Genomic DNA, 25,764 nt, shown 5'->3' on the forward strand with positions numbered 1-25,764 from the left:
ATAGCAAATAAATTCATTAGGATACAAATTAATGCAGTAATGAAGTCCAGGCGGTATTTTCTATAAAAAAGCCCCCTGTTTTGCAGGAGGCTATGTGGATTAAAGATAAAAGTTATTTTTAGACAGTTTTAAACTCAGCTTCCGCCTGACGAAAACGTTCGGTCATCGCATTGCTCGGGCTTTTACCCAGTAAACTCACCACTAGGATCGCGATACTGGCGAACAAGAAACCGGGGATAATTTCGTATAAACCCAACCAGGCATATTGCTTCCAAACAATCACCGTAATTGCGCCGACCAGCATCCCCACCAACGCACCATTGCGGGTCATCCGTGGCCACATGACTGAAATTAGAACCACTGGCCCAAAGGCCGCACCAAAGCCCGCCCAAGCATAACTCACCAGACCAAGCACCCGGTTATCGGGGTCCGCTGCTAATGCGATGGCAATTAACGCCACCAACAACACCATGGCACGCCCCACCCAGACCAACTCTTTCTGGCTGGCTTTTTTACGCAGAAACGCTTTGTACAAATCTTCCGTTAATGCACTGGAGCACACCAATAATTGGCAGCTTAACGTACTCATTACCGCCGCCAAAATCGCAGACAGCAAAATACCGGCCATCCATGGATTGAACAGCAACTTGGCTAATTCAATAAAGACGCGCTCACCATTTTGAGTCACACTTCCGGCGTATTGCGGATTGTTCTCGAAGTAGGCAATCCCGAAGAAACCCACGGCAATAGTCCCTGCCAAACACAGAATCATCCAGGTCATACTGATACGGCGGGCGCTACGAATAGTGCGGTGAGAGTCTGCCGCCATAAAACGCGCCAGAATATGTGGCTGACCAAAATAGCCCAAGCCCCAACCCAGCAGAGAAAGGATAGCAACCAGATTCAACCCTTTGAACATATCAATATTGGCAGGGTTTTTCGCGGCAATAACCATCACTGAGGTATCAATCCCCCCCACAGCCAGGATCACCATAATTGGGGTCAGAATCAGCGCAAAAATCATCAATGTCGCTTGTACAGTATCAGTCCAACTGACCGCCAGGAAACCGCCAATAAAGGTATAAGCGATAGTAGCCGCAGCCCCTGCCCACAAGGCGGTGCTGTAGTTCATGTCAAAAGTGCTTTCGAATAACCGCGCTCCGGCAACGATTCCTGAAGCACAATAAATAGTAAAGAAGACTAAAATAACTACGGCTGATATTACCCGTAACAGCTTGCTTTTATCTTCAAAACGACTGGTGAAATAGTCCGGTAAGGTCAGAGCATTATTATTCGCTTCGGTATGAACCCGTAAACGGCCAGCCACTAATTTCCAGTTTAAATAAGCACCAATGGTCAAACCTATAGCTATCCAGCTCTCGGATATACCCGACAAAAAGATAGCCCCCGGTAATCCCATTAATAACCAGCCGCTCATATCGGAAGCCCCAGCGGACAATGCCGTCACCACGCTCCCTAAACTTCGCCCGCCTAGAATATAGTCATCAAAGCTTTTGGTCGCCCGATAAGCCACAAGACCAATGAGGATCATCCCAACAATGTAAACTAAAAAAGTCACCAACATCGGTGTATTCATGGTCATGCTATATCTCCATTTTGTATATTATCGTTTTAATATCCCATGATATTGAGTGTTTGCCTTGTAAGGCTGCACCATGCTTTCTCTCTGGTTTGTCGGAACGTGACACTGAGTTGCACCAGAGATGGGCGCTAAAATCTGAAATACACTACACGTTAGCAAATGGCTATCTTGCGGTTGCTATCTTGTAGTTGCTATCCTAGTTGAGTCTTTTCTTCCGCCACAACAATTTAAACAAATTTATTACAAAAATTTCACTCTGCGTCACATTAAGCCCTGTTGGTAGTGACACCCAACACGACAAAATGAGTGATACTTAAGGTAAACCCCCTAAAAACCTACTGTTATTAGTGCCAGCAACAGTTTTACTTAATATTTGAACAATCTGGATCACCGGATAATTGTTAAAAACAAGACTGAATTCACACTTCGCTTATACAGCCGATTTAACACGGTTGCACAAAGTTGCAACATGCTTGATATTGTTTGCATTAAAATACTAACCACCCTGATTAAGGAGCCGGACAGTATGGCTAGCACTACAATGGGCGTGAAGCTCGACGAAGCAACACGCGACCGAATTAAGGCCGCCGCACAACGTGTTGATCGCACACCACACTGGCTGATTAAACAGGCCATTTTTAACTATTTGGAGCGGCTGGAAAATAACAGCGAATTACCGGAACTCCCAATGGCACAGACGTCCTCTTCATCTGAAGCGGACGATATTATGCCGCAAATTACTGAGAATAATCATCAACCTTTCTTAGAATTCGCCGAACAAGTGTTGCCACAATCCGTTACCCGAGCAGCCATTACAGCGGCCTACCGCCGCCCGGAAACAGAAGCCATTCCTATGTTATTGGAACAGGCCCGTTTACCCGAAGATTTAGCCCAAGCAGCGCATCAACTCGCTTATTCCATTGCTGAGAAACTAAGAAATCAAAAAAGCGCTAATGGTCGTGCCGGTATAGTGCAAAGTTTGCTGCAAGAGTTTTCCCTGTCGTCCCAAGAGGGCGTGGCATTGATGTGTCTTGCGGAAGCACTGCTGCGTATTCCTGACAAACCAACTCGTGATGCGCTGATCCGCGATAAAATCAGCAATGGCAATTGGCACTCTCACTTAGGCCGTAGCCCGTCCATGTTTGTCAATGCGGCGACCTGGGGCTTACTGTTTACCGGCCGTTTGGTCTCAACTCATAATGAAACCAAACTTTCCAGTTCATTAAATAGGATTATCGGTAAAGGGGGGGAGCCGCTGATCCGCAAGGGCGTAGATATGGCAATGCGCCTGATGGGTGAGCAATTCGTCACCGGTGAAACTATCGCCGAAGCCTTAGCCAATGCGCGCAAACTGGAAGATAAAGGGTTCCGCTATTCTTACGATATGTTAGGGGAAGCGGCGCTGACGGAAGCCGATGCTCAGGCCTATTTGCTCTCCTATCAGCAGGCTATTCATGCTATCGGCAAAGCCTCCAATGGCCGCGGTATCTATGAGGGGCCGGGGATCTCAATCAAACTTTCGGCCCTACACCCGCGCTATAGCCGTGCCCAATACGAGCGCGTAATGGATGAGCTTTACCCACGTTTGCTGTCTCTGACTTTACAAGCCCGCCAATATGACATTGGAATTAATATTGACGCGGAAGAAGCCGATCGTCTGGAAATTTCACTCGATCTGCTGGAAAAACTCTGCTTCGAGCCAAAATTGGCCGGTTGGAATGGTATCGGTTTTGTGATTCAGGCTTACCAGAAACGCTGCCCGGCCACCATTGATGCAGTGATTGAACTGGCGCAGCGCAGCCGCCGCCGGCTGATGATTCGCCTGGTCAAAGGGGCATATTGGGACAGCGAAATAAAACGCGCTCAAGTGGATGGTTTGGAAGGTTATCCGGTTTATACCCGCAAGGTTTATACCGATGTTTCTTATCTGGCCTGCGCGCGTAAGTTATTGGCCGTCCCTAGCCTGATTTATCCACAATTTGCGACACACAACGCACATACTTTATCTGCAATTTATCATCTGGCCGGACAAAACTACTATCCCGGCCAATACGAATTCCAATGCCTACATGGTATGGGTGAACCGCTGTATGAGCAGGTGGTGGGTAAAGTTGCTGAGGGCAAGCTGAACCGCCCATGTCGCATTTATGCCCCGGTTGGTACTCATGAAACCTTGCTGGCTTATCTGGTACGCCGCCTGTTGGAAAACGGGGCCAATACTTCATTTGTCAACCGCATTGCGGATGCCACACTGCCGCTGGATGAGCTAGTGGCTGATCCGGTCAGTGCAGTAGAAGCCATTGCAGCCAGTGAAGGCCAACTTGGTTTACCGCACCCGCGCATTCCTTTACCGCGTGAGTTGTATGGCGAGAAACGAGCTAACTCCAGCGGTTTGGATCTGGCGAACGAGCACCGTTTGGCATCTCTTTCCAGCGCTCTGCTGGCCAGCGCGAGCCAAGTGTGGCGGGCAGAACCGCTGATTAATGCAGAACTTGATAGCGGCGCGGAACAGGGTAATAAATTGGAACAGCCGATCATCAACCCGGCAGAACCGGCAGATATCGTCGGCTACGTTCGTGAAGCAACCGATGCAGAAGTCAGCCGTGCATTGGATGCAGCCGCCAGTGCCGGGGCGATTTGGTTTGCCACTCCCCCTGTCGAGCGCGCCGCTATTTTAGTGCGTGCTGCCGAGTTGATGGAAAATCAGATGCAAACACTGATGGGCATACTGGTGCGTGAAGCCGGTAAAACCTTCAGTAACGCGATTGCAGAAGTCCGTGAGGCGGTTGATTTCCTGCATTATTATGCCGGAATGGTGCATGATAACTTTTCCAATGATAGCCACCGCCCACTCGGCCCAGTAGTTTGCATCAGCCCGTGGAACTTCCCGCTGGCGATATTTACCGGTCAGGTTGCTGCCGCATTAGCCGCTGGTAATAGTGTTTTGGCAAAACCGGCGGAGCAAACCCCGCTGATTGCTGCTCAAGCAGTGCGTATCTTGCTGGAGGCCGGTATCCCACAAGGTGTGCTCCAATTGCTTCCCGGCCAGGGTGATAGTGTCGGCGCAGCCTTAGTTAATGATGCCCGCGTGCGCGGCGTGATGTTTACCGGTTCAACTGAAGTGGCGGCTATTTTACAACGCAGCATCGCCGGCAGACTCGATCCACAAGGCCGTCCAACCCCGCTGATTGCCGAAACTGGCGGTTTGAATGCCATGATTGTTGATTCCTCGGCGCTCACTGAGCAAGTGGTGACCGATGTAGTCGCCTCAGCCTTTGATAGCGCCGGTCAGCGCTGCTCGGCCTTACGGATCCTCTGTATTCAGGATGATGTTGCCGAGCACACGCTACAAATGCTGCGGGGCGCCATGGCTGAATGCCGCATGGGTAACCCAGAGCGCCTGTCTACCGATATCGGGCCGGTTATTGATACGCAAGCCAAAGCGGGTATTGAACGACATATTCAAGCAATGCGAGCTAAAGGGCGCAAAGTGTATCAAGCCGCCAGAGCCAATAGTTTGGACGAAACAGAGTGGCAGCGCGGGACTTTTATCAAACCGACATTAATAGAACTGGATAGCTTTGATGAGCTACAAAAAGAAGTTTTCGGCCCGGTTCTGCACGTCGTGCGCTTCCAGCGCCAAAATATCAGTGCGCTAGTCGACCAAATTAATGCTTCTGGTTATGGTTTAACGTTAGGTATTCATACCCGTATTGATGAAACCATTACTCAAGTCACTGAAAAAGCCAAAGTGGGGAATCTCTACGTCAACCGCAATATGGTCGGGGCCGTAGTTGGCGTCCAACCTTTTGGCGGTGAAGGCCTCTCCGGGACGGGGCCTAAAGCCGGTGGCCCACTGTATCTGTATCGCCTCCTGTGTAGCCGGCCAGAAGATGCAGTAATCAACACGCTTGTTCATCAGGATAATGGGCAAGTGCAAAATATCTTAGGCCGTGAAGCACTACAAACGGCCCATCATGCTCTGGCTAAATGGGCTAATGAGCACCAGAATACTGCATTAATTCAGTTGGCTGCGCGTTATGGTGAGCTGGCACAAGGCGGCACTGTCCGGCTATTACCGGGGCCTACCGGTGAACGAAACACCTACGCCCTGTTACCTCGTGAACGTATCCTGTGTCTGGCAGATACAGAGGCGGATGCACTGACACAATTGGCTGCAGTTTTGGCGGTCGGGAGTGAAGTGCTATGGCTGGAAAATACGCTACAAAAAGACTTATTCCGCACATTACCCACGGTTGTAAAATCACGCATTACTTTCGCGAAAGATTGGCAAACAGCTAACATCACCTTTGATGCCGTTATCTATCATGGAGATGCAGATCAACTACGCACCTTATGCGAGCAGATAGCGCAAATTGATGGGCCAATTGTCTCAGTACAAGGCTTTGCACGCGGTGAAACCAATATCCTGCTAGAGCGTTTGCTCATTGAGCACTCATTGAGTGTCAATACTGCAGCCGCGGGTGGGAATGCCAGCTTGATGACTATCGGCTAAGCTTTCAGGTAATGAATATGTATAAGTGAGTTTCATCTACCAAGGCCCTTCGGGGCCTTATTTTTTGACTTAAGCAATAACACCGCCAGCGGAATCTTTTCCGAGAGTCCCCGCAATTCGGGGTGCAAAACTGCAAGCATCTTCTTTTTCTCCAGTCATATCCTGCATCATTGAACTAGCGCCCTTGTGTCCTTAAGTGAGTCTAACCCATTATTAATTAAAACAAACCGCTGGGCGGTACATGCGCTTAGCTTTCTTCTTAGTGAATATATTGTGTACAACAACATTCAGAGGTGATAATTATATTCATGGCTGATAAAAAAATTATCAATGAAACGCATCAAATTGCTAGCCGACGGGGAAATGGTCAATTGCGCCGTGAAATATGGGTTGACCGTTTCGGTACCATCACCCGTTATAATTTGGCTTATATTAATCACTGTCTATCGCAAGGTGATAATGGTCGGGTCATCGGTTATGACAATGCCCATGGTTTTCATCACCGCCATTACTTGGGCGCAATTGAATCAGTTGATTTTGTCAGCTTTGAACAGATAGAAGATTGCTTTCAAAAGGATTGGACTTCACTAAGGAGAAGTTAATGGACAAGCTAGTCATCAAAACAGCAACGGAAGATGATTTTTTTAAACGAGGCAAAAAACTCGCTACTCTCGCCGATGCGGGGCAAACATTACCGGAAGAGCACACCATTACGTTCGAAGACCCGCTAGAGATGGTGCGGGTATTAAGTGCCGCACGGATTGTTCTGCTACGAACAGTGAAAATGTATCCGGGTTCTATCACCTCCCTCTCTACTCGCCTAAAAAGGGATCGTAGTGCCGTCACTCGTGATGTGGCTATTCTGAAAAAAGCCGGGTTGGTCACTGTTGAACAAAAAGTGTTACCGGGCCATGGGCGGATGAAAGAAGTTAAAACAACAGCTTATCGCCTTAAACTCGAGGCCTTCCTTTAGAATTCTTGCCAATAAAACCATTATCAATAAAACTATCACCAAAACGGGGGCTAGATGATTGCCCCCACAATGACTTGGCATGTCTCGCTGGAAATCAGGTTAATCAGCGATTATTCAAAAATTTATCAAGGAACTGCCGCGTACGTTCATGCTGTGGATGAGCAAACAGCTCTTTTGCTGGCCCTTGTTCAACAATGCGCCCGTGGTCCATAAAGATAACGCGGTCCGCCACATCACGAGCAAAACTCATTTCATGAGTGACGATAACCATCGTCCGCTTTTCTTCTGCCAGTGCGCGAATAGTGCCTAATACTTCGCCCACCAGCTCCGGGTCCAATGCAGATGTCGGTTCATCAAACAGAATAACCTGAGGTTGCATCGCCAGTGCTCGTGCTATAGCTACTCGTTGTTGCTGCCCGCCGGATAAGCGGCGAGGATAGGCGTCTTCCTTGCCACTTAACCCAACTTTTGCCAGCAACTCACGCGCACGTTTTTCAGCCTCTGCTCGTTTTTCGCCTTTGACGATAACCGGCCCTTCAATAATATTTTCCAGCACCGAACGATGCGGAAACAAATTGAAGCTCTGGAAGACAAACCCGACTTTCTGCCGCAATGCCCGAACTTGCCGCTGCTGCTTGCTAATAGGGATACTGCCATCAATCTCTATATCACCGACGCGAATAATTCCAGAGTCAGGGATCTCAAGCAGATTGATGCTACGCAACAGAGTCGTCTTACCGGAGCCGCTCGGGCCAATGATCGCAACCACTTCACCGCTATTCACTTCAAGTGAGATACCGTGCAGCACCTGTTGACCTTTAAACTGTTTGGTCAGTTTTTTAACGTCGATGGTACTCATGGTTACTCCTGATCCTGACGATTAACATGCGCTTCCAAGCGATTTTGTAATGCTGACAACACTGTTGCCATGATCCAATAAATCAGCGAGGCCGCCAGATACATAGTGAAAACTTCCAAGGTGCGGGAGGTCACCAATTGCGCTTGTCGGAAAAGTTCGGGAACCTGGATAGTCGCGGCCAGAGAAGTGTCTTTGACTAAACCGATAAAGCTGTTACCCAACGGGGGCAAAGCAGTACGGCCAGCTTGCGGTAATATCACCCGATAGAGGGTTTGCCACCGCGTCATCCCGATACTGGCGGCGGCTTCCCACTGCCCTTTCTCAATGGATGAAATAGCGGCTCGCAATGTCTCTGATGTATAAGCTGCGGTATTGAGTGATAAGCCAATCAAGGCGGCAGGCATAGGATCCAGCTCAATCCCAAATTGCGGTAAACCGTAATAAATCATAAACAGTTGGGCAATTAATGGGGTACCACGGAAAATGGAGACGTAAAAGCGAGAGAGAAGTGAAAGGGGCAAGAAGCGAGATAACCGCATCATGGCTAACATAAAACCTAATGCCAGACCAAAGAACATCCCCCCCAGACTAAGCTGGAGGGTAAACCAAGCACCTTTCAATAAAAATGGTGCTGAATCCAGCACCAATTGAATACTTTCTTGCATTATTTAGTGACATCCGCGCCAAAATATTTTTCGGAAATCTTGGCCAAAGTGCCGTCTTCTTGCATTTCAGCAATGGCTTTGTTGATAGCCGCTAACAACTCAGGGTTGTTCTTACGCAAAGCTATACCAGATTCCTGACGGGCAAATGCCGGGCCTGCAGCCGCTAAAGTGTTATTGGTTTTCTTCACCAAATCCAATGCCGCTAAACGGTCAACTAAAATAGCATCTGTACGACCTACACGAAGATCTTGATACTTAGTTGGGTCATCATCATAGGTACGAATATCAACATCTTTTAGATTCTCACGTAACCATTGCTCATAGTTACTGCCCAACCCGACACCCACTTTTTTGCCGACCAGATCTTCAGGCTTGTTGAAATTGCCTTCATTACCTTTTTTGGTCAGAACCTGAATACCCGAAACTGTATAAGGCGTTGAGAAATCGTATTTTTTCTTGCGCTCATCTGAAATGGTAACTTGGTTAATCGCCACATCAATACGCTTAGATTCCAATGAGGCCAACATACCATCCCATTTGGTCGGGGTGATTTTTGCTTTGACGCCCATATGCTGCGCCAGAGCATTGGCGAAATCCACTTCAAAACCCGTAAGCTTGCCGTCTTCACCTTGGAAACTAAACGGTGGATAAGTTCCTTCCAACCCGACAATCAGAGTTCCTCGATCCTTAACCTGATCTAACAGGTCACCCGCAGCGTAAGATTTCACATTCAGGCCTGTTGCCAGCGCAACTGCCACCATACCCAAGACCATCCGACGACGTACAATTGAAAAGCCCATACATACTCCAACTGTCATGTTTATTTTTGATATTCAACACTTTATCAGTGTTTTTAATGGATTAAAGGAATATAAACTAATAACGATAGCTATAAATGGAATAAGCAATAACCAAAGACTACACCTGCGGATGATAAGCAAATAGCGCAGGTGCACCGCCGGTATGAATAAACAAAATCGGGCCATCATCGCGAAACTTGTTCTGCTCGAGGCCATCCAGTAAACCAGCCATCGCCTTACCGGTATAAACCGGATCCAACAATATCCCCTCCTGCCTTGCCAACAGCCCAATTGCCGCCAGCCCTTCTTCGTTGGGCATGCCATATTGCGGTGCGAAATAATCATCCCACAGGGTAATGTCTGCCAACGCGTCAGTGAACCCAAGAGATTCGGCGAGTGTTTTCTGGATATCTGTCACTTTCGGGCGCTGTTCTTGTGCTTTACGCGAGACAGTGACGCCAATCAGTTCTGCTTGGGGTAACAGTTGCTGTAAACCCACGGCCAGCCCTGCATGGGTACCCGCGCTACCGGAAGCTACAACCACCGAACTAAAGGTGACATTCCCGGCCGACTGAGCCGCAATTTCCAATGCGCATTGCACATATCCCAAGGCACCTAGAGCATTAGATCCCCCGACTGGCACAACATATGGACGAAAACCCTGAGCCTCGATACGGGTTGCCAACTCAGCCAATTGTTGGTTTGGATCATGTAATCCATCGCACATCACCACATCAACATTAAACAAATCCAGCAGCAATCGATTGCCATTGGTCAGATAGTTTTCCTGCGAGGTACCGATAGGATTCTCAAGTAATGCAACACAATGTAATCCCAATTTTGCAGCAACCGCCGCCGTTTGCCGCACATGGTTAGATTGGATAGCGCCAGCGGTAATCAGTGTATCAGCGCCCTGCCTCAGTGCATCCGCCGCTAAAAACTCCAATTTACGCAGCTTATTGCCCCCAAGCGCCAGCGGCGTGACATCATCACGTTTGATATAAATTTCACGTCCCAGATAATCGGAGAGTCGCGATAGTTTTTCCAACGGCGTGGCATTACCGACCAGATCCAAACGCGGAAATTGCGCCAATTTGTGTTGAAGCGTCACAGGCCCCCCAAGAAATTAATCAAGTTATTTTAACTCTGCCCCAAAGCAATTGGCGTTAAAGATCAACAGTATGCGAACCCCAATGAACTGATTTAAGCCAGTGACTCGGGTAAGTGGGTGCTGCTAACCCTGCTACTTCAAGTACAAAATGGAAATATAGATTTATCAGAAGTAATCGTAATAATCACTTATTTTTATTATAGATGCCGGAGAACAATAATGCAGGGGAATGCATTAGATAATAAAACGCCCAGTCAAGGAAAACCTTGCTGGGCGCGGAATCACTGAAAATATTGATTTAATAATTTTACGTTATATTAGCGGTAGTCTCGGTAAAAACACCGAGTTTTCTCAACTAAGGTCAACCCGTCATTAGCCTTAGTAGCTTTTTTGCCAGGCCAAATATTGACCATATTTACGCAAAGCAATACGGTAATTGTTATGTGCGGCATTTGGCAGTTCATCAATAATACTTTGATGAAGAGTTTCACTGGCGCATGTTTCTCTGGTAAATGTTTCTGCTGGATAATTTCTTGCAACCAGCATTTCATCTAAGCGACGTAGACGCACAACATATTCGCGCACAGTGCTATGGCTCATTTCAGTTTGTTCAAATAAATACTGTTTGAACGCCATAATATCGAAATAACCCGGTGTGCTATTGCAATATATCTCACTGCAAAAACGGCATAACGCGGTTAATTCATGCTGAAGCTTTAACCAGACTTGATCATCAATCGGTTGATCCATTCCGGCAATGGCTTCTTTATTGATAATTTGTCCGCGAAAAACCAACGCCATACGATCAAGCTGTTTATGGCAATGTGAACAATGAGTTTGGCCGTGCTTATAATCTTTTAAATAACGGCTCAGCGGCCGCTTTTTTAACTGAAGTCCTGGCATAAGAAGACCTGCATTAATAAAGTTAAACACTGTGATGTCACTGAGCGAAAATGAATTAAGAGTCGTTATTCAGGCGGCTGCGTAAGCGTTTTATCGCCTGGCTATGAAGCTGGCTGACGCGGGATTCCCCCACTTCCAGCACGGCTCCGATTTCTTTCAGGTTCAGTTCTTCCTGGTAATACAGCGTCAACACCATTTTTTCACGTTCCGGCAGGGCCTCGATCGCTTCAATAACACGTTGGCGCAGATTTCCTTCCAATAAATGTTGTAGCGGGTTGGCATCCTCATGCCCTTCCAGCATCGGCTCGACACTTTCACCCTGTTCTTCCCGCCATTCGTCATAGGAAAAAAGCTGGCTGTTGTTGGTATCCAACAAGATCTGACGGTACTCCGCCAAATCGATATCAAGGAGTTGTGCGACTTCCTGCTCAGTCGCTGGACGCCCGAGCCGCTGCTCCACCTTTTGCATGGCACTGGCGACTTCGCGCGCATTGCGCCGCACACTGCGCGGTGCCCAATCTCGGCTGCGCAGTTCATCCAACATCGCGCCACGTATGCGCTGTACCGCATAAGTGGTAAATGCGGTTCCTTGTAAAGCGTCATAACGCTCAACAGCATTCAGCAGACCAATCCCCCCAGCCTGCAACAAATCATCCAATTCCACACTGGCGGGCAGGCGCACCTGCAAGCGCAATGCTTCATGGCGAACCAGAGGAACATAGCGTTGCCAGAGGGAATTCTTGTCCATCACGCCTTCGGCGGTATACAGATCACTCACTAGACAGGCACCTAAGGGTAAGAGAGTCGTACCATTATCCTGTCCGGTCAGCCAGCCAATCGCCTGAATAGGCCTACAAAAAGGCGGCTATTTGACTTATGCCCATGACTTTTACTGTTAACCCATTGCAAGGATTGCAAATAAAGAGCGCTAAATAGCGGCAAAAAATCCCTAAAAATAAATAATTAGCGCCAGATTTGAACTTATATTCTAAGGAAATAACCCTGTCGATTATTTCCTTAGCGTAAAATTCCTATCGCGATATAAAAACCCCGCCGAAAAGGCGGGGCTGAATAATGCAGTGTTTCTGAGGAATTAACGCAGCAGAGACAATACAGTTTGTGGAACCTGATTGGCTTGAGACAGTACAGAAGTCCCTGCTTGTTGCAGAATCTGTGCACGGCTCATGTTTGAAACTTCAGTTGCGTAATCAGCATCTTCGATACGGCTACGGGCAGAAGTCAGGTTGTTTACGGTGTTGTTTAAGTTGGTTACTGCAGATTCGAAACGGTTTTGTACCGCACCTAACTGGCTACGGAAACCATCAACTTGCTTGATTGCAGCATCCAAAGTTTCCAGTGGTGATGCAGTTGCTGCGCCAACTGGTGTATATTGTTTAGCCGCAGTTAAAGCTGTCGTAAAAGCGTCTGCGTCTGTTTTAGCAGTGGCCGCAAGAGTAGGATCTGTAGGAGCTGCGGCTGCAGCTGCGGCTGAAGTTGCTGCAGTTGCGGCAGTAGTTTTGAGGGTAGTATCAGCGAAAGTTACTTTGCCATTAGCATCTACAGCACCTTGATATTGTTTACCGTCATTAGTACGGATAACATAGTCTGAATAGGTACCTGTCTTGTCTGTTGCTACTTCACCAACACCGTGTACAGTAGCGCCTTTACCAGCAGCAGCCTCAAGACCTTTAATATCAAGAGCTGTACTTTTTGTAACACCATCAACTGAGGTATCAGTTAACGAGGTTAATGCACCAGACACACCACTGACTGAGTAGCTCCCTAAGCCCAGGCTCTGAGAATCAATTTTCTGCAACTTAATGGCGATAGTTTCGCCATCGTTCGCGCCAACCTGGACGTTCATGGTGGTATTTTCAGACAGTACTTTTGTGCCGTTAAATTGAGTTTGTGCAGATACACGATCAATCTCAGCCAGACGCAGACCAATTTCATCCTGAATTGAATCCAGGTCAGAGCTTGAGTTGGAACCGGTAGATGCCTGTACAGTCAGTTCACGCACACGTTGCAAGTTGTTGTTGATTTCGTTCAGAGAACCTTCAGTGGTCTGAGCGATAGAGATACCGTCGTTAGCGTTACGCGCCGCTTGAGTCAGGCCTTTAATGTTAGAGGTGAAACGGTTAGCAATCGCCTGACCCGCTGCATCGTCTTTTGCGCTATTAATACGCAGACCAGAAGACAAACGCTCAATGGCGGTGCCTAAAGAAGACTGGGATTTGTTCAGGTTGTTCTGAGTCAGCAGAGACAAGCTGTTAGTGTTAATTACCGCCATAGTGATATTCCTTAAATTCTGTTGGGTTATGGTTTGGGCTTACTGCCCACGGCTTCATCACCGTCACAACTTGTATCGGCGCTCTTTAAGGAACCTTTAGACATTCCGGCAAATAATTTTTATTTTTCCTGAAACTTATTATTTACCGTCTCTTTAATTAGAACTCTATCCAATGGAGCAAATAGCCCCCTGTTATCCCCCGTTATTCTGCCCATCATAAATTCTATTCTATGTGTAAACTTTTTGAATCTCTGGCCGATAACCTCTGCAACGACACTTGAATATTAAGGATTATAAATGGCAAGTATCAGCGCATTAGGCACCGGGTCAGGATTGGATTTAAGTACACTACTGTCACAACTATCAGCAGCAGAACAAACACGACTTACCCCGCTGACTACGCAACAGACTAGTTATAAAGGCAAACTAACCGCTTATGGTGTTTTGCAAAGTGCGTTGGCAAAGCTTGAAACCGCTTCCGCTGCACTGAAAAAAGCTGACAAATTGAACTCTACCGCTGTCAGTGGTTCCAACACGGCATTCAGTGCCACGACAGACAGTGCGGCCAGTGCTGGCACTTACAGTATTGCAGTCACTAATCTGGCTAAAGCGCAATCCCTGCTATCGGGAGATGTCGCTAACTCCACCGATAAATTAGGCAATGACAACGCAACTCGCACGATTACCATTACCCAGCCGGGTCAAAAAGATCCGCTGGAAATCAGCCTGACCAGTGAGCAGACCTCTCTGACCGGCATCCGTGATGCGATTAATAAGCAGGAAGGCAGTGTTAGCGCCAGTATCGTGAAAGCCGATGATAATACTTATTATCTGGCATTGACCTCGAAAGATACCGGGACACAGTCAGAAATGACCATTAGTGTGACCGGCGATGATACCTTAAATGATTTCCTAAACTACACACCCAGCAGCAGCGGTGGTAGTGGCGCTATGACGCAAAAAGTAAAAGCAGAAGATGCAGTATTGAGCGTTAACGGTGTCACTATTACACGCCAAAGTAATGCCATTACTGATGCGCCTCAAGGTGTCACTATCAACCTGAAAGCCGTCACGAAAGCGGACGCACCAGAACAATTGAATATTGTCCGTGATAGCAGTGCCACAAAAGCCGCTATCCAAAGCTTTGTTGACGCCTATAACTCATTGCAAACAACATTTGGCTCTTTAACTAAATATACGGCAGTAGAATCAGGTGCCGACCAGTCCACCAGCAATGGGGCTTTAGTTGGTGATGGCACATTGCGTTCTATTCAGACGCAATTAAAAAGCCAATTAGCTTCGAGTCAATCTGGGGATCTAAAAACTTTAGCCAGTATGGGGATAACCCAAGACCTTGATGGCAAGATGGTTATCGATACCACCAAATTAGATGCCGCGTTAAAAGATAAACCCAATAGCGTAACTGCATTTTTTGTCGGTGATGGCAAGACCACAGGTTTTGCGACTCAGATGGATAACTTACTGAATACCACTTTAGATGCCACGGAAGGTACATTAAAAACCGTGACTGATGGTATTAATAAGTCATTAAAAAACCTGGACAAACAAGTTGTAGCAACGACTGCTAGTATCACAGCCACTATTGAGCGCTATAAAACCCAATTTACTCAATTAGATAAGCTGATGACGTCACTGAACAGTACCGCCAGCTTCTTAACGCAGCAGTTCTCTTAAAGGGATAGAGCATGTACAACCGATCAGGGAGTCAGGCCTACGCTCAGGTAGGATTAGAGAGCGGGGTAATGAGTGCCAGCCCCCATCAATTGATCGTGATGCTATTCGACGGGGCGCAAAGCGCCCTGGTTCGTGCCCGCATCTTGATGAATCAAAAAGATATTTCTGCTAAAGGGGCCGCGATCTCTAAAGCGATTGATATTATTAATAACGGCCTGAATGCCGGGCTAGATTTGGAAAAAGGCGGCGAAATGGCAGAGAATTTGTCGGCTTTATATGACTATATGTCTCGGCGTTTGCTGCATGCCAACTTGCATAATGACGAACAAGCTATTACAGAAGTGCTCGCTTTGCTCGAAAACATCGCGGATGCCTGGCGGCAGATCGGCCCCAATTATCAACCAGATTAGGACCCCATTAAATGGAACGTCACCAGCACCTTTTGTCCGATTATCAACAAATCCTGACCCTCAGTGAGCAAATGTTAGTGCTGGCGACCGAGGGTAATTGGGATGCGCTGGTTGATCTAGAAATGATTTATCTTAAAGCAGTTGAAAGCACCGCCCATGTCACTATTTCTTCATGCTCATCGCTAGCACTGCAAGAGTTATTACGAGAAAAGCTTCGTGCTATTTTGGATAATGAAATTGAGATTAAGCGTCTATTACAATTGCGTCTTGATGCATTAAGTGAGTTGGTTGGCCAGTCAACAAAGCAACAGGCGGTGAATAATACTTATGGTCAGTTTCCTGACCATGCATTATTGTTAGGTGAAACTCAGTAATATTCAATTCATAAAATCATAAAATTTCGATGAATTACTGAGCAATAAGATAAATTTGAAATTATTAACATGACAATAGATTTTTAATGTCATTATTTTTAACATGAAATTATATTAATAGTAACAATTACTCATATCTAACTGGCTATCACTCTCACTCCTAATGCTTTTCGCTAAGATAGTCGGTTATTGTCATTTTTCTATTAAAATAAGTTGCCAGCCAGCTATTCAAAGCGTAAAGATATTCTCAGGCTAAAATTGTGAAATGAATGTCGATGGAACGTATAATTAATTTTTGCCCTGGAGTGGGTAGCTCTGCACATATTATTCAACACACAGAGCTACTGCTCACCTCCGTCTATATTGAGCAACCTTTGCTCATTATGGTTAACCGTGGGCATAAAATTATTCGCTGGGATAATCAGGAATGCACTATCCGAGCAGGTGAAATAGTTGCCATCAGTAGCGGCCAGACAATTGATATTGTTAATGGCTTATCTGACGATGGGTTATTTTTTAGTCACCAACTGCGTTGTGACCCGCATTTGATAGCGACCTTTGCTAATCATCCCGCATCAACTGGCCTTAGCGTTATTCCTGGAGTTATGCCGGTGCGTAATTTAGCACCGGAATTTATGAATACATTCGGGAGTACATTTAAAGCAATATCCGATATAGGTGATATTCCCCCGGCGATCATCAGGCACCGCATGCTGGAATTGTTACTTTGGTTAGCACAATGTGGTGTTAAATTTAGATTAAACGATGACAGGTCATTAAGTGAGAGAGTGCGCCGTTGTCTGGCACTTGACCCACACAAAATATGGTCAGCGGCTGCAGTTGCCGATCATATGGCAATGAGTGAAGTGGTATTACGGCGAAAATTAGCGGCCGAAAATATACTCTTACGGGATTTGATGATTGATGTGCGCATGACCAGTGCTCTACGTTTGTTACAAGGTACCGACTGGCCAATTTCATTGATTGCTAATCAGGTAGGTTACGAGAGCGCATCACGTTTTGCCGAACGTTTTCGCAAGCGTTTTGGATTTGCTCCTACAGCCATACGTGGGCATCATCGTTTACAACCTCCCAATAACGACCCACCAGAAGTCAATTATCATCATTATTTAAACCTGATTTAGGGCCTAACACACATCATACTTCAAATTGCCTGTGTGCCCACTATCAACGCCTACATCCGTATTTAGGTATCCACATCTTTTATCGATAATCATCCTGACTGCTAAATACTGCTTTTAGATATTCCACACGTTAAAACCTTATTTTTTAATACCATCACTAGATTTTTCTTCCAATAATATTGGATTGATATCAATAAAAATCTTTACAATCATGCGATTAGACATAACTTACTGAAAAAAATAAGAATATGCTAGTTAGACAGGTGCATTCTATGATTAAGATTGATTAAATAATAAACTATCAGGATGGACATGATGCCCAGTAACCTGTTCAAACTAAAAAAACGCTATCCTTTGCATATTCAGATTGCAGCCTTTTTCACTCTGCTGATTATCTCAATTGGTACTGTGATCATTATTTTTGGTTATAGCCAACTGACTAAACTGACTGAAATTAGCACCAATAGCCAATATCAAAAAACAGGGGAGGCTATTGCGGCAGAATTAGATGCGATAACACGACCAATGATGATGTCCGTTAACCTCCTCGCCAGTATGCAAATCACAGAATTATCGACACTTGAACAGCGGATGGCTTTTGTGAGTAAATTTGTTGAAGTTCTGAAACAGAATGACTACGCCAGTGCTGTGTATAGCGCTTATCCTAATGGTGATTTATTTATGCTACGTCGCCTAACAGAGGCTAATCGTACATTATTTCATGCGCCAGAAGGTGCTGAGTGGATGATTCAAAGTAATCGTTTTCTCGATAGCTTACCGGAGAAACGTTTTATTTATCTGAATGAGAAACTGCAGCCCATTGCTGTAATGCCACGCGATAATGATAACTATGATCCCAGGAGGCGAGATTGGTTTATTCTGGCCTCGGCAAGCCCCAACTTGGTCACCTCCCCTATTTATATTTTCAAAGGTACTGGTGAAACTGGTTTTACCTATAGTCGCCGATCTGAAAATAATCAGTCAATTATTGGGTTAGATGTTTCCCTAGCCTCATTATCACAATTTTTAATAAGACAAAATCTACCTCTGGGTAGCCAAGCCATTATTATAAATTCTCGTGGTGAAATTATCGCGAGCCTACCTAATCCGCAAGAAAACACAGCAAACCCAATGGATGCGGACAAACAGATTTCGGTATTACAAACATTGCTAAACACCCAAGAGAATAGCGCTGAGTACAATATTGATAATAGCCGCAGTATCATTTTTGATGCACAAGATAAGCGTTGGTACGGCTCAATTGTCGACATTAATAATAGCGGAAATAAATATCAGTTGGTCATTGCCACTCCGGCAAGCTACCTTACTGCTGATGCGAATTCAATTCGTCATTATTCAACCTTTATTGCATTTATCCTACTGTTACTCAGCTTACCTCTTGTTTGGTATTTCTCACGCAAAATATCCAATCCACTGATTCGTCTTCGCAAAGATGCTGACGCTATAAGCAACTTATACTTCGAAGAAGGCCAATCAGAGCAATCCATGATTGAAGAAGTCGATGAGTTGCACAAATCAATGTCAAAAATGAAATCAACACTGAAGCAATTCATTTCAATGGGCAATATGTTGACGGCAGAAAACAGCTTCTTCCGACAAATGCAGGGGTTATTAAGTGAAACGACAGAAATTGCAGCAATGACTGGTGGGATTATATTTCTTGCCGATAAAGATGGAGGGATATTTACACCGACGGCGTTTCGCTGGAATGGCGAAAATATTCCAGTGGCAGAAATGGCGTCATTAGATATAAAAGAAAATAATTTCGCCACTTTCCAGCCAGTGCTAGCAGGGCAAACCATTGCTGGAACTTTAAATGAAAATAATATATTCAGTCAATTACAAGACTTTCTGCAACCTTATTTGCCACTGCGTTTTGTTGCTGTACCCATGAAAACTCATGATAAACAACTCTTGGGTTTTTTATTGCTATTTACCCCGTATCAATTAAATGCAGAGCGTGAACATTCTAAAATTCAATTAGTTAATGCACTGGTCGGTAGTTTATCTGTTTCAGTAGAAACTCAGAAGTTATTACAAGAGCAAAAAAACCTGCTCAATGCATTTATTGAGCTCATTGCGGGTGCTATTGATGCCAAAAGTGCTTATACCGGTGGGCACTGTCAGCGAGTGCCCCAAATAACCAAAATGCTCGCCAGAGCTGCGGTGAATATCAAAGAAGGGCCTTTCGCTAACTTTAGTTTATCTGAGAATGAGTGGGAAGAACTGCATACAGCATGCTGGTTACATGACTGTGGCAAGATAACCACACCTGAATTTGTGGTGGATAAATCAACTAAACTGGAGTTAATTTATGACCGTATCCATGAAATACGGATGAGGTTTGAAGTCTTAAAATGCGAAAAAGAGATCGATTTCTTGCGCCGCCATGCCACGATTAATGCTAATGACACTGAACAACAATTATTGGTGGCTGAATTGCGTCAGTTGGATGATGACTTTTACTTTATCGCGCACTGTAATATCGGCGGTGAATTTATGTCCGATGACGCCATAGCGCGTATCCAGCACATTGCCGGGTATCACTGGACTCGCACATTAGATGATAATGTCGGTATTGCTCACGAAGAACGCGAGCGTAAAGCTCGACAGCCAGTTGCCTCAATACCCGCGCTAGAACCGATGCTGGCAGATAAGGAAGAACATCTCATTTACCGAGATAGTAACAATAAGCGCAAGGAATATTATGATTTCAAAGTACCAGAACCGACTTTGCTTTATAACCGAGGTGAGATTTATAACCTCAGTATTCGGCGTGGAACATTGACAGAAGAAGACCGCTATAAAATTAATGAACACATTATGCAAACAATTGTGATGCTCAAAAAACTGCCTTTCCCGCGCACCATGGCAAATGTAGCCGCTATTGCTGGTGGGCATCATGAGCGCATGGACGGTAAAGGATATCCTTGCCAACTCACTTATAAACAGATGAGTATTCCAGTACGAATGATGGCTATTGCCGATGTATTTGAAGCCCTGACCGCAGCCGACCGCCCTTATAAACCAGGAAAGTTATTATCCGAAGCACTGAATATTATGCTAAATATGGTGAATGAAAATCACCTGGATAGAGAACTGTTTATTTTATTCCTACAATCCGGCATCTGGCAGGAATACGCCATTACCTACCTGCAAGCCGATAAAGTAGATAATATTGATATTTCAGCTTTACTGCAAAAACTTGGCAACCAGGATATTTCGCTGGCAGAAACTGTTTAAAAGACAAGAAAGAGAGAGTAATGGCTGAACAGTAACGCTATGCTAAATCTCATCTTGAGAGGTTTTTATTGGAGTCAGCGAATGTTCTACAACTACGGTGAGATAGAGATTAATCATCTTAAGCGGCGGGACAAAAAGATGGCGGCGGCTATTGAGCGGCTCGGAATGATAGCCCGCCCATTATCACCGGATTTGTTTGCTGCATTAATCAGAAATATCGTTGACCAGCAAATATCAGTTAAAGCGGCGCTCACTGTTAACGCACGCCTGTTGGCATTATTGGGTACAGTGACACCGCTCACGGTTGCCGCTGCGTCTATAGAAGCAATTCAAGGCTGCGGGATGACCATGCGTAAAGCCGGATATATCAAGGGCGCAGCCGACGCGGTACTCAATGGTTCACTGGATTTATCCGCTATTTCTCAGTTACCCGATAATGAGGTTATTTCCCAGCTATCAAATCTTAATGGTGTGGGTATTTGGACCGCAGAAATGTTGCTTATTTCTTCACTTTCTCGCCCAGACATTCTCAGTTGGGGAGATTTGGCCATCCGCCGCGGTATGATGAATTTATATCGCCACAAAACGCTACCGCGAGAACGTTTTGAACAATATCGCCGCCGCTACACGCCTTATGGCACAACTGCATCATTGTATTTATGGGCATTGTCACATGAAGAGATGGTATGACACAGTTTATAGCGGTTATTGATATATTTCTCTATTCCTCAAGATACTGTCCCCCCATTCTGTCTAAAGCATTTGCCAGCCATCTAATATTATTGCATGACGGGTTTGGGGCCCCAAACTTTGAAGTACAGGAACTTTTCATCTGCCCAACCCAATAGGCTTTAAGAATGGATACATCAACTAACTTCATGCATGTAATTCGTTCTTTAGTGACATACCGATTACTGCAAACAGCTTCAGAGACTTTCATTATGGCAGGGACGGGCAAGATAGATTGCGGTTCAGCAGCACCGGCAAAAATAGGAAAATAAACGAAGAATATGATCAAAAAACTTCTCATAGCAGCCACCTATATAAATTCATTTAAAGGATAAATATCGCTTTAAATTGTTACATAAATGTTGAATGAGAAATTGTTCTGTGGTGCGAACTCAATTATCACAATAATAAAAGTATCTCTTGGGCTGGCATTTCATTGCTCAAAGCCCAAGTTATTTTATTCATCCGTCTGAAAAACCGTCACACGCCCATATTCATGATGTGAAGTGGTTGATTTTAAATTCGCGTAAGTTCATGTGAACTTCACGGCTGGCAGTGACTTACCGCAAAGTGTCTCAACTGTGATTAGCATAGTTCGAGTTAGTTTGCGGTAATTTTTTGCCCCATTTTTGCCCCACTCGCCCCTCGGCATCCCTGCCCATCATCCAACTCACTTAATGCCCCCCAATCTCTCAACACTAAATCAATAGCTGATCGTCTGATTTACAGATGATAGACTTACCTTGTGAGGGTCAGCTAAGTGTAGGATAAGCTGGATCTTTGGGAGAGTAGGCATGGATACTAAAATGGGCAGCTATATAATCAATAGAGAAAACATCGAATGTTCAATAAAATATTAAAGCAATACTCAGAAAAGATATTTCTATTTGTTGTGTGCTTTTTGGTTATTGTAACCACTAAAAATGTTTATATGATAAACACAGGAGACTTCAATAGAGCAATATTTTCAATCATGCCAACAGTACCCCCATTCAAACAGGATATGTCTCTAACATATCCTCTATATGATGAATTTTGGGGTTTGGCAAAATACACATACAGAAGTACATATACATATTTACTTTATGCTGTAGCTCATGTATTTAAACTAGTAACAAGCACTCTTGACATGCGCATATTATCGGCAATATTGAAAGTTATATATATATTTACATTTTACAAGCTATACAAAAAAATACAGTCGGATTCTATAAATAATTTTGATTTCGTCGTATCGGCGGCATTGATTTTATTTGTTTGTTCATCTTCAAACATTGCCTTTTTCCCTTCATTTTATCAAGAGCAAGTTTTATTAATATGCTTACCTGCAATTTTATTGTGTTTATATGACCGTGAAAATACCAAATTATCCACATTTGTAGTTGTTATTTCTGCGCTTATAATCGGTGGGAGCAAGAGCCAGTTTTTCTATTTCCCAATAATGATTATTCCTTTTGTTTTTTGGTTGAAAAACTATAGAAAGGTGACACTTATCGCATTAATAATATCGCAAATAATATGCATTATTTTTGTAACAACCACTCCGGCAACAACTGGATTCAATAAATATCACGCTGCTTATTATGGTGTTTTTGCTTTTGAGAAAATGAATGGTTATCAACTTCCTGAAGGGGTTGATAGCGAATGCGTTGGGATTGATGCGTGGGGCGGAAAACTTGATAAAGAAAAGGGATCATACCGTTCAACAATGGGTGGTGATTGCTATAAAAACAACACTCATATAGAGTTCTCCGACTCAATTAGGGAATTTGTCAGACACCCGTCTATTTTACTAACCATTCCTTTTGATGATATTGTTAAAGAAAACTACACAACAGATTATTTTCATGTGGCAAAGTCTATAAAAATGATTGTTGATAAAACCGATTCGTGGACATCAAAGCTCACAAGAATAAAAGACCGAATGGTAAAAGACTATAAAATCCCTATCAGCATCATCCTTATAGCAATTACATTTCTGATTACTAGAAACAAAAATTACCTAATAATATCCTCACTTACTTTTATGTTTCTCATATCTCAACTCTATATATCTTTCTTTGGGGAGGGATATAGAGATTTATCTAAGCACTTGTTTGGAATGGCATTCTCATTTGACGCAATAATTTTCATATCCATAGCAACAGTTATGGCGAAAATAAAGAAAAAATGAAGAATAAGCGCCACGGATGGCGCTTTGAAAAACTAGTGTTAGTGTTGCTGTTTACTTTATAATTTGTAACGTCAGCCTATAGAGTATGCTGTAACCGGTTGCTGATATCCCTGTCTGGAAAGTTATCGATGACCCGTCAACGGCCTTGGTTTTGATTCCTACCGCCGCTGATGAAGCTTGTCCCGAGGTGCTAACATTCACATGAGCCTCCGCTGACAGTATCCTCCAGCCCGCTGGTGGTGTTATCGTAACGGTGCCATCAGCAGCGATAGCAGAAAGCGAATAGTCATATGCTACACAAACCCCTTTACCGGAATACTTATGACCAGTTCCTCCGCCCGGAATGAATAGCGATTCGAGGTAGAAATCATTTATTACGTCAACGTTAGCCCAATTTGCTGGGGAAAGGTTTCTTATCGAACCTGTATACATCCTCGTATTTGCGAATAATGTTTTGCTATTTACGTCCTGATAACAAAGATATGCAGCATCAAATGGCGCACCGGAAAAATCACCATCTACATTTCTAATGGTACTTCTTCCCCTATTTACAGAATAATAAAGTGCGTTATTGCCAGCTGGCAGCGTAAATAACTGAACCGCACCATTTAATAGTGACATAGAATACCACGGGCCATTTTTCCCAGTTGTATTAGAGATATTATGACTTTGTGCAAGAGAAATAGAGAAGTCTGTTGTTGATTGTGAGTTATAAATATGCGCACCTTGCCACGCTTCAATGCCGATATTATCACCAATCCCTGTACTATCTATTGCTGTGATCGCAATAGCAGTTTCATTTGTACTGTCATAGTTAACGAAACCTATAACCGCTCCCTCAATGAATCCATTGAATATTGAGTAATGGCAAGATCGTAATACTAAACCAAACGGGCATGCATCTATTTTGACATAGAAATCGAAAGAGGTATTTGTATTGCTCGGTGGAGTTAAATTTTCAGGTGTTATAGTTTTCGGATCTGCATAAAAAGCCTTGTGACACGAATCAATTACTAACTGCCCCTTACTGCCCCAGAACGAATATCCAAATACGCCATACTCCCCACCTTTAACAGCAACATCTAATTCTGCTCCATGGCCGTAGTTCATGTGCAAGCATATACGCTGTGAGCCTTTTGACGCAGATCGATTTGGCAGTCCGTAAGTCAGACAATAACCTTTGAACATTATCCCACGTACAAATTCATCAGCGCTACCCGCTGCTGCTGCGTTTTGAACTCTTACGATACAATACTGCCCAAATGCGGGAAGCGTTGATTCAATATTTCGAGTGAAGCGAGGACAGTCCCCGGCATTATTGCTTGTGGCGAAACCGCTATCCCATTTACTTTTTATTGACAATTCGAGATAGTTTGAACCCAAGTGATAAATTGCATTCCGTGGAGATTTCACGACAGCATAAAGCCTTGAGTATTTATCAGCTGCTTGGCACGCCGCCCAGTCAATTGTTTGCGTTAGTGAAGTAACATGCGGATACACTGCCTGCGCTGCTGCAAGAGTTGCGTATCGCTCAGATAATGGATGTACCGTACCGTCACCAATGGCACCAAATTGTTCCGGCGTAACATGGAAGAATAGCTGTTGGAGATTACCCTGCGGCTGAACTCCAACTAAAGAGGCCCCTGTTGGCTCGCCCAGCATGTCTACTGTTACAGCGCCGCCTTGTGAGTCAAGATATTGCCTGAACTGGTCTGGGTCGTACTTAAGCACGTTAGGGAAATAGAACTGTTGGACGTTAAGCGCGTCATATACGGCCATTGAGTGGCCCTGCACTGTCACGAATTTGGCTATTTGCCCATTATAAACAGGGAAACCACCGGCATTAATCAGGATTGGCTGAACCATTGGCACAAGGCTACCATCTTGATTCTCCAAATAAACCTGAATTTGATTAGACGGAATAGTCGGATCTGTGTCGATGAGTCCAATGTAAATTCGACCGCCAAATACCGCACCAAATTTGCGGGGCATCGTGAATAGTTGGGAAGGCATTCCTATTACTACATTTGGTATGATGTCAGGCATTTATGTTTCTCCAGGCGTGCGTAATCCCCACAGCGTTTAATCTGCGTGGTTCGGATTTCAGGTAATAAAAACCCCGCCGAAGCGCTGGTGAATCCCCAGAAAAAAGGACAGGCATAGAGAAAATATGATCTACTGATTGTGCAACCAATTCAGCGAGATCAACTCTATGCCTGCCCGTAAAGTATGCCAGAACTTTTTCCGGGGCGCT

At 44.8% G+C, this 25,764-nt stretch carries 20 protein-coding genes; 10 read left to right on the forward strand and 10 right to left on the reverse strand.

Features of this window, described 5'->3' with window-relative positions; genetic code table 11:
• Positions 1-118 precede the first annotated feature (118 nt).
• Positions 119-1,603: a sodium/proline symporter PutP gene (gene putP, locus OVO64_RS19670; protein WP_038633681.1), complete on the reverse strand. Its 1,485-nt coding sequence runs from the start codon at positions 1,601-1,603 to the stop codon at positions 119-121.
• 526 nt (positions 1,604-2,129) lie between these two features.
• Here putP and putA point away from each other — a divergent pair.
• From putA to OVO64_RS19685, 3 genes are all read left to right on the forward strand, one after another.
• Positions 2,130-6,119 (forward strand): trifunctional transcriptional regulator/proline dehydrogenase/L-glutamate gamma-semialdehyde dehydrogenase, encoded by a 3,990-nt coding sequence (putA, locus tag OVO64_RS19675; protein ID WP_267248958.1) that lies wholly within the window; start codon positions 2,130-2,132, stop codon positions 6,117-6,119.
• Between the two features lie 308 nt (positions 6,120-6,427).
• On the forward strand, positions 6,428-6,721 hold the full coding sequence (locus OVO64_RS19680) for a toxin-antitoxin system TumE family protein (protein WP_038633685.1): 294 nt from the start codon (positions 6,428-6,430) through the stop codon (positions 6,719-6,721).
• Positions 6,721-7,092, forward strand: a complete 372-nt coding sequence (locus tag OVO64_RS19685) for a MarR family transcriptional regulator (RefSeq protein ID WP_038633687.1) — start codon at positions 6,721-6,723, stop codon at positions 7,090-7,092. Before OVO64_RS19680 ends, OVO64_RS19685 begins: the two co-directional genes overlap by 1 nt.
• A gap of 103 nt (positions 7,093-7,195) precedes the next feature.
• Here OVO64_RS19685 and tcyN read toward each other — a convergent pair whose 3' ends face one another.
• The 7 genes from tcyN to OVO64_RS19720 form a co-directional block, all read right to left on the reverse strand.
• A complete protein-coding gene (gene tcyN, locus OVO64_RS19690; protein ID WP_038633689.1) occupies positions 7,196-7,951 on the reverse strand; it encodes an L-cystine ABC transporter ATP-binding protein TcyN in 756 nt (251 codons plus the stop codon).
• Between the two features lie 2 nt (positions 7,952-7,953).
• Positions 7,954-8,616: a cystine ABC transporter permease gene (tcyL, locus tag OVO64_RS19695; protein ID WP_032820934.1), complete on the reverse strand. Its 663-nt coding sequence runs from the start codon at positions 8,614-8,616 to the stop codon at positions 7,954-7,956.
• Positions 8,616-9,416 carry a cystine ABC transporter substrate-binding protein gene (gene tcyJ / locus OVO64_RS19700; protein ID WP_038633692.1) on the reverse strand — a complete coding sequence of 267 codons (801 nt, stop codon included), beginning with the start codon at positions 9,414-9,416 and terminating at the stop codon, positions 8,616-8,618. The genes tcyL and tcyJ overlap by 1 nt, the downstream gene beginning before the upstream one ends.
• Positions 9,417-9,534: 118 nt before the next feature.
• Entirely contained in the window at positions 9,535-10,527 is a 993-nt protein-coding gene (locus tag OVO64_RS19705) for a D-cysteine desulfhydrase (protein ID WP_038633694.1), read from the reverse strand.
• A gap of 378 nt (positions 10,528-10,905) precedes the next feature.
• Entirely contained in the window at positions 10,906-11,430 is a 525-nt protein-coding gene (gene fliZ / locus OVO64_RS19710; RefSeq protein ID WP_038633696.1) for a flagella biosynthesis regulatory protein FliZ, read from the reverse strand.
• A 55-nt stretch (positions 11,431-11,485) separates the two neighbouring features.
• Complete coding sequence (locus tag OVO64_RS19715) at positions 11,486-12,208, reverse strand: RNA polymerase sigma factor FliA (protein WP_038633699.1); 723 nt, start codon at positions 12,206-12,208, stop codon at positions 11,486-11,488.
• Positions 12,209-12,523: 315 nt separating this feature from the next.
• Entirely contained in the window at positions 12,524-13,720 is a 1,197-nt protein-coding gene (locus OVO64_RS19720; RefSeq protein ID WP_267248959.1) for a FliC/FljB family flagellin, read from the reverse strand.
• 297 nt (positions 13,721-14,017) lie between these two features.
• Here OVO64_RS19720 and fliD point away from each other — a divergent pair, with 297 nt between their 5' ends.
• The 7 genes from fliD to OVO64_RS19755 all read left to right on the forward strand — a co-directional run bounded on the left by fliD (position 14,018) and on the right by OVO64_RS19755 (position 23,510).
• Positions 14,018-15,415 (forward strand): flagellar filament capping protein FliD, encoded by a 1,398-nt coding sequence (gene fliD, locus OVO64_RS19725; protein WP_145509377.1) that lies wholly within the window; start codon positions 14,018-14,020, stop codon positions 15,413-15,415.
• An 11-nt stretch (positions 15,416-15,426) separates the two neighbouring features.
• Positions 15,427-15,825 (forward strand): flagellar export chaperone FliS, encoded by a 399-nt coding sequence (gene fliS / locus OVO64_RS19730; RefSeq protein ID WP_145509376.1) that lies wholly within the window; start codon positions 15,427-15,429, stop codon positions 15,823-15,825.
• 11 nt (positions 15,826-15,836) lie between these two features.
• Positions 15,837-16,199: a flagella biosynthesis regulatory protein FliT gene (fliT, locus tag OVO64_RS19735; protein ID WP_038633706.1), complete on the forward strand. Its 363-nt coding sequence runs from the start codon at positions 15,837-15,839 to the stop codon at positions 16,197-16,199.
• A gap of 275 nt (positions 16,200-16,474) precedes the next feature.
• Positions 16,475-17,344, forward strand: a complete 870-nt coding sequence (locus OVO64_RS19740; RefSeq protein WP_038633708.1) for a helix-turn-helix transcriptional regulator — start codon at positions 16,475-16,477, stop codon at positions 17,342-17,344.
• A 315-nt stretch (positions 17,345-17,659) separates the two neighbouring features.
• Entirely contained in the window at positions 17,660-20,608 is a 2,949-nt protein-coding gene (locus OVO64_RS19745; RefSeq protein WP_050291786.1) for an HD domain-containing phosphohydrolase, read from the forward strand.
• An 81-nt stretch (positions 20,609-20,689) separates the two neighbouring features.
• Positions 20,690-21,298, forward strand: a complete 609-nt coding sequence (locus tag OVO64_RS19750; RefSeq protein WP_038633712.1) for a DNA-3-methyladenine glycosylase family protein — start codon at positions 20,690-20,692, stop codon at positions 21,296-21,298.
• A 970-nt stretch (positions 21,299-22,268) separates the two neighbouring features.
• Entirely contained in the window at positions 22,269-23,510 is a 1,242-nt protein-coding gene (locus OVO64_RS19755; RefSeq protein WP_186377485.1) for a hypothetical protein, read from the forward strand.
• Positions 23,511-23,561: 51 nt separating this feature from the next.
• On the opposite strand, the gene OVO64_RS19760 is transcribed toward OVO64_RS19755, so the two are convergent.
• Together OVO64_RS19760 and OVO64_RS19765 are read right to left on the reverse strand one after the other, a co-directional pair.
• Positions 23,562-25,556 (reverse strand): phage head-binding domain-containing protein, encoded by a 1,995-nt coding sequence (locus tag OVO64_RS19760; RefSeq protein WP_267248960.1) that lies wholly within the window; start codon positions 25,554-25,556, stop codon positions 23,562-23,564.
• Positions 25,549-25,764: hypothetical protein (locus tag OVO64_RS19765; protein WP_267248961.1), on the reverse strand; the 216-nt coding region annotated here is incomplete at its 5' end. The genes OVO64_RS19760 and OVO64_RS19765, both read right to left, overlap by 8 nt.

It is taken from the genome of Yersinia sp. Marseille-Q5920 (genome assembly GCF_946902935.1).
Taxonomy (GTDB): domain Bacteria; phylum Pseudomonadota; class Gammaproteobacteria; order Enterobacterales; family Enterobacteriaceae; genus Yersinia; species Yersinia rochesterensis.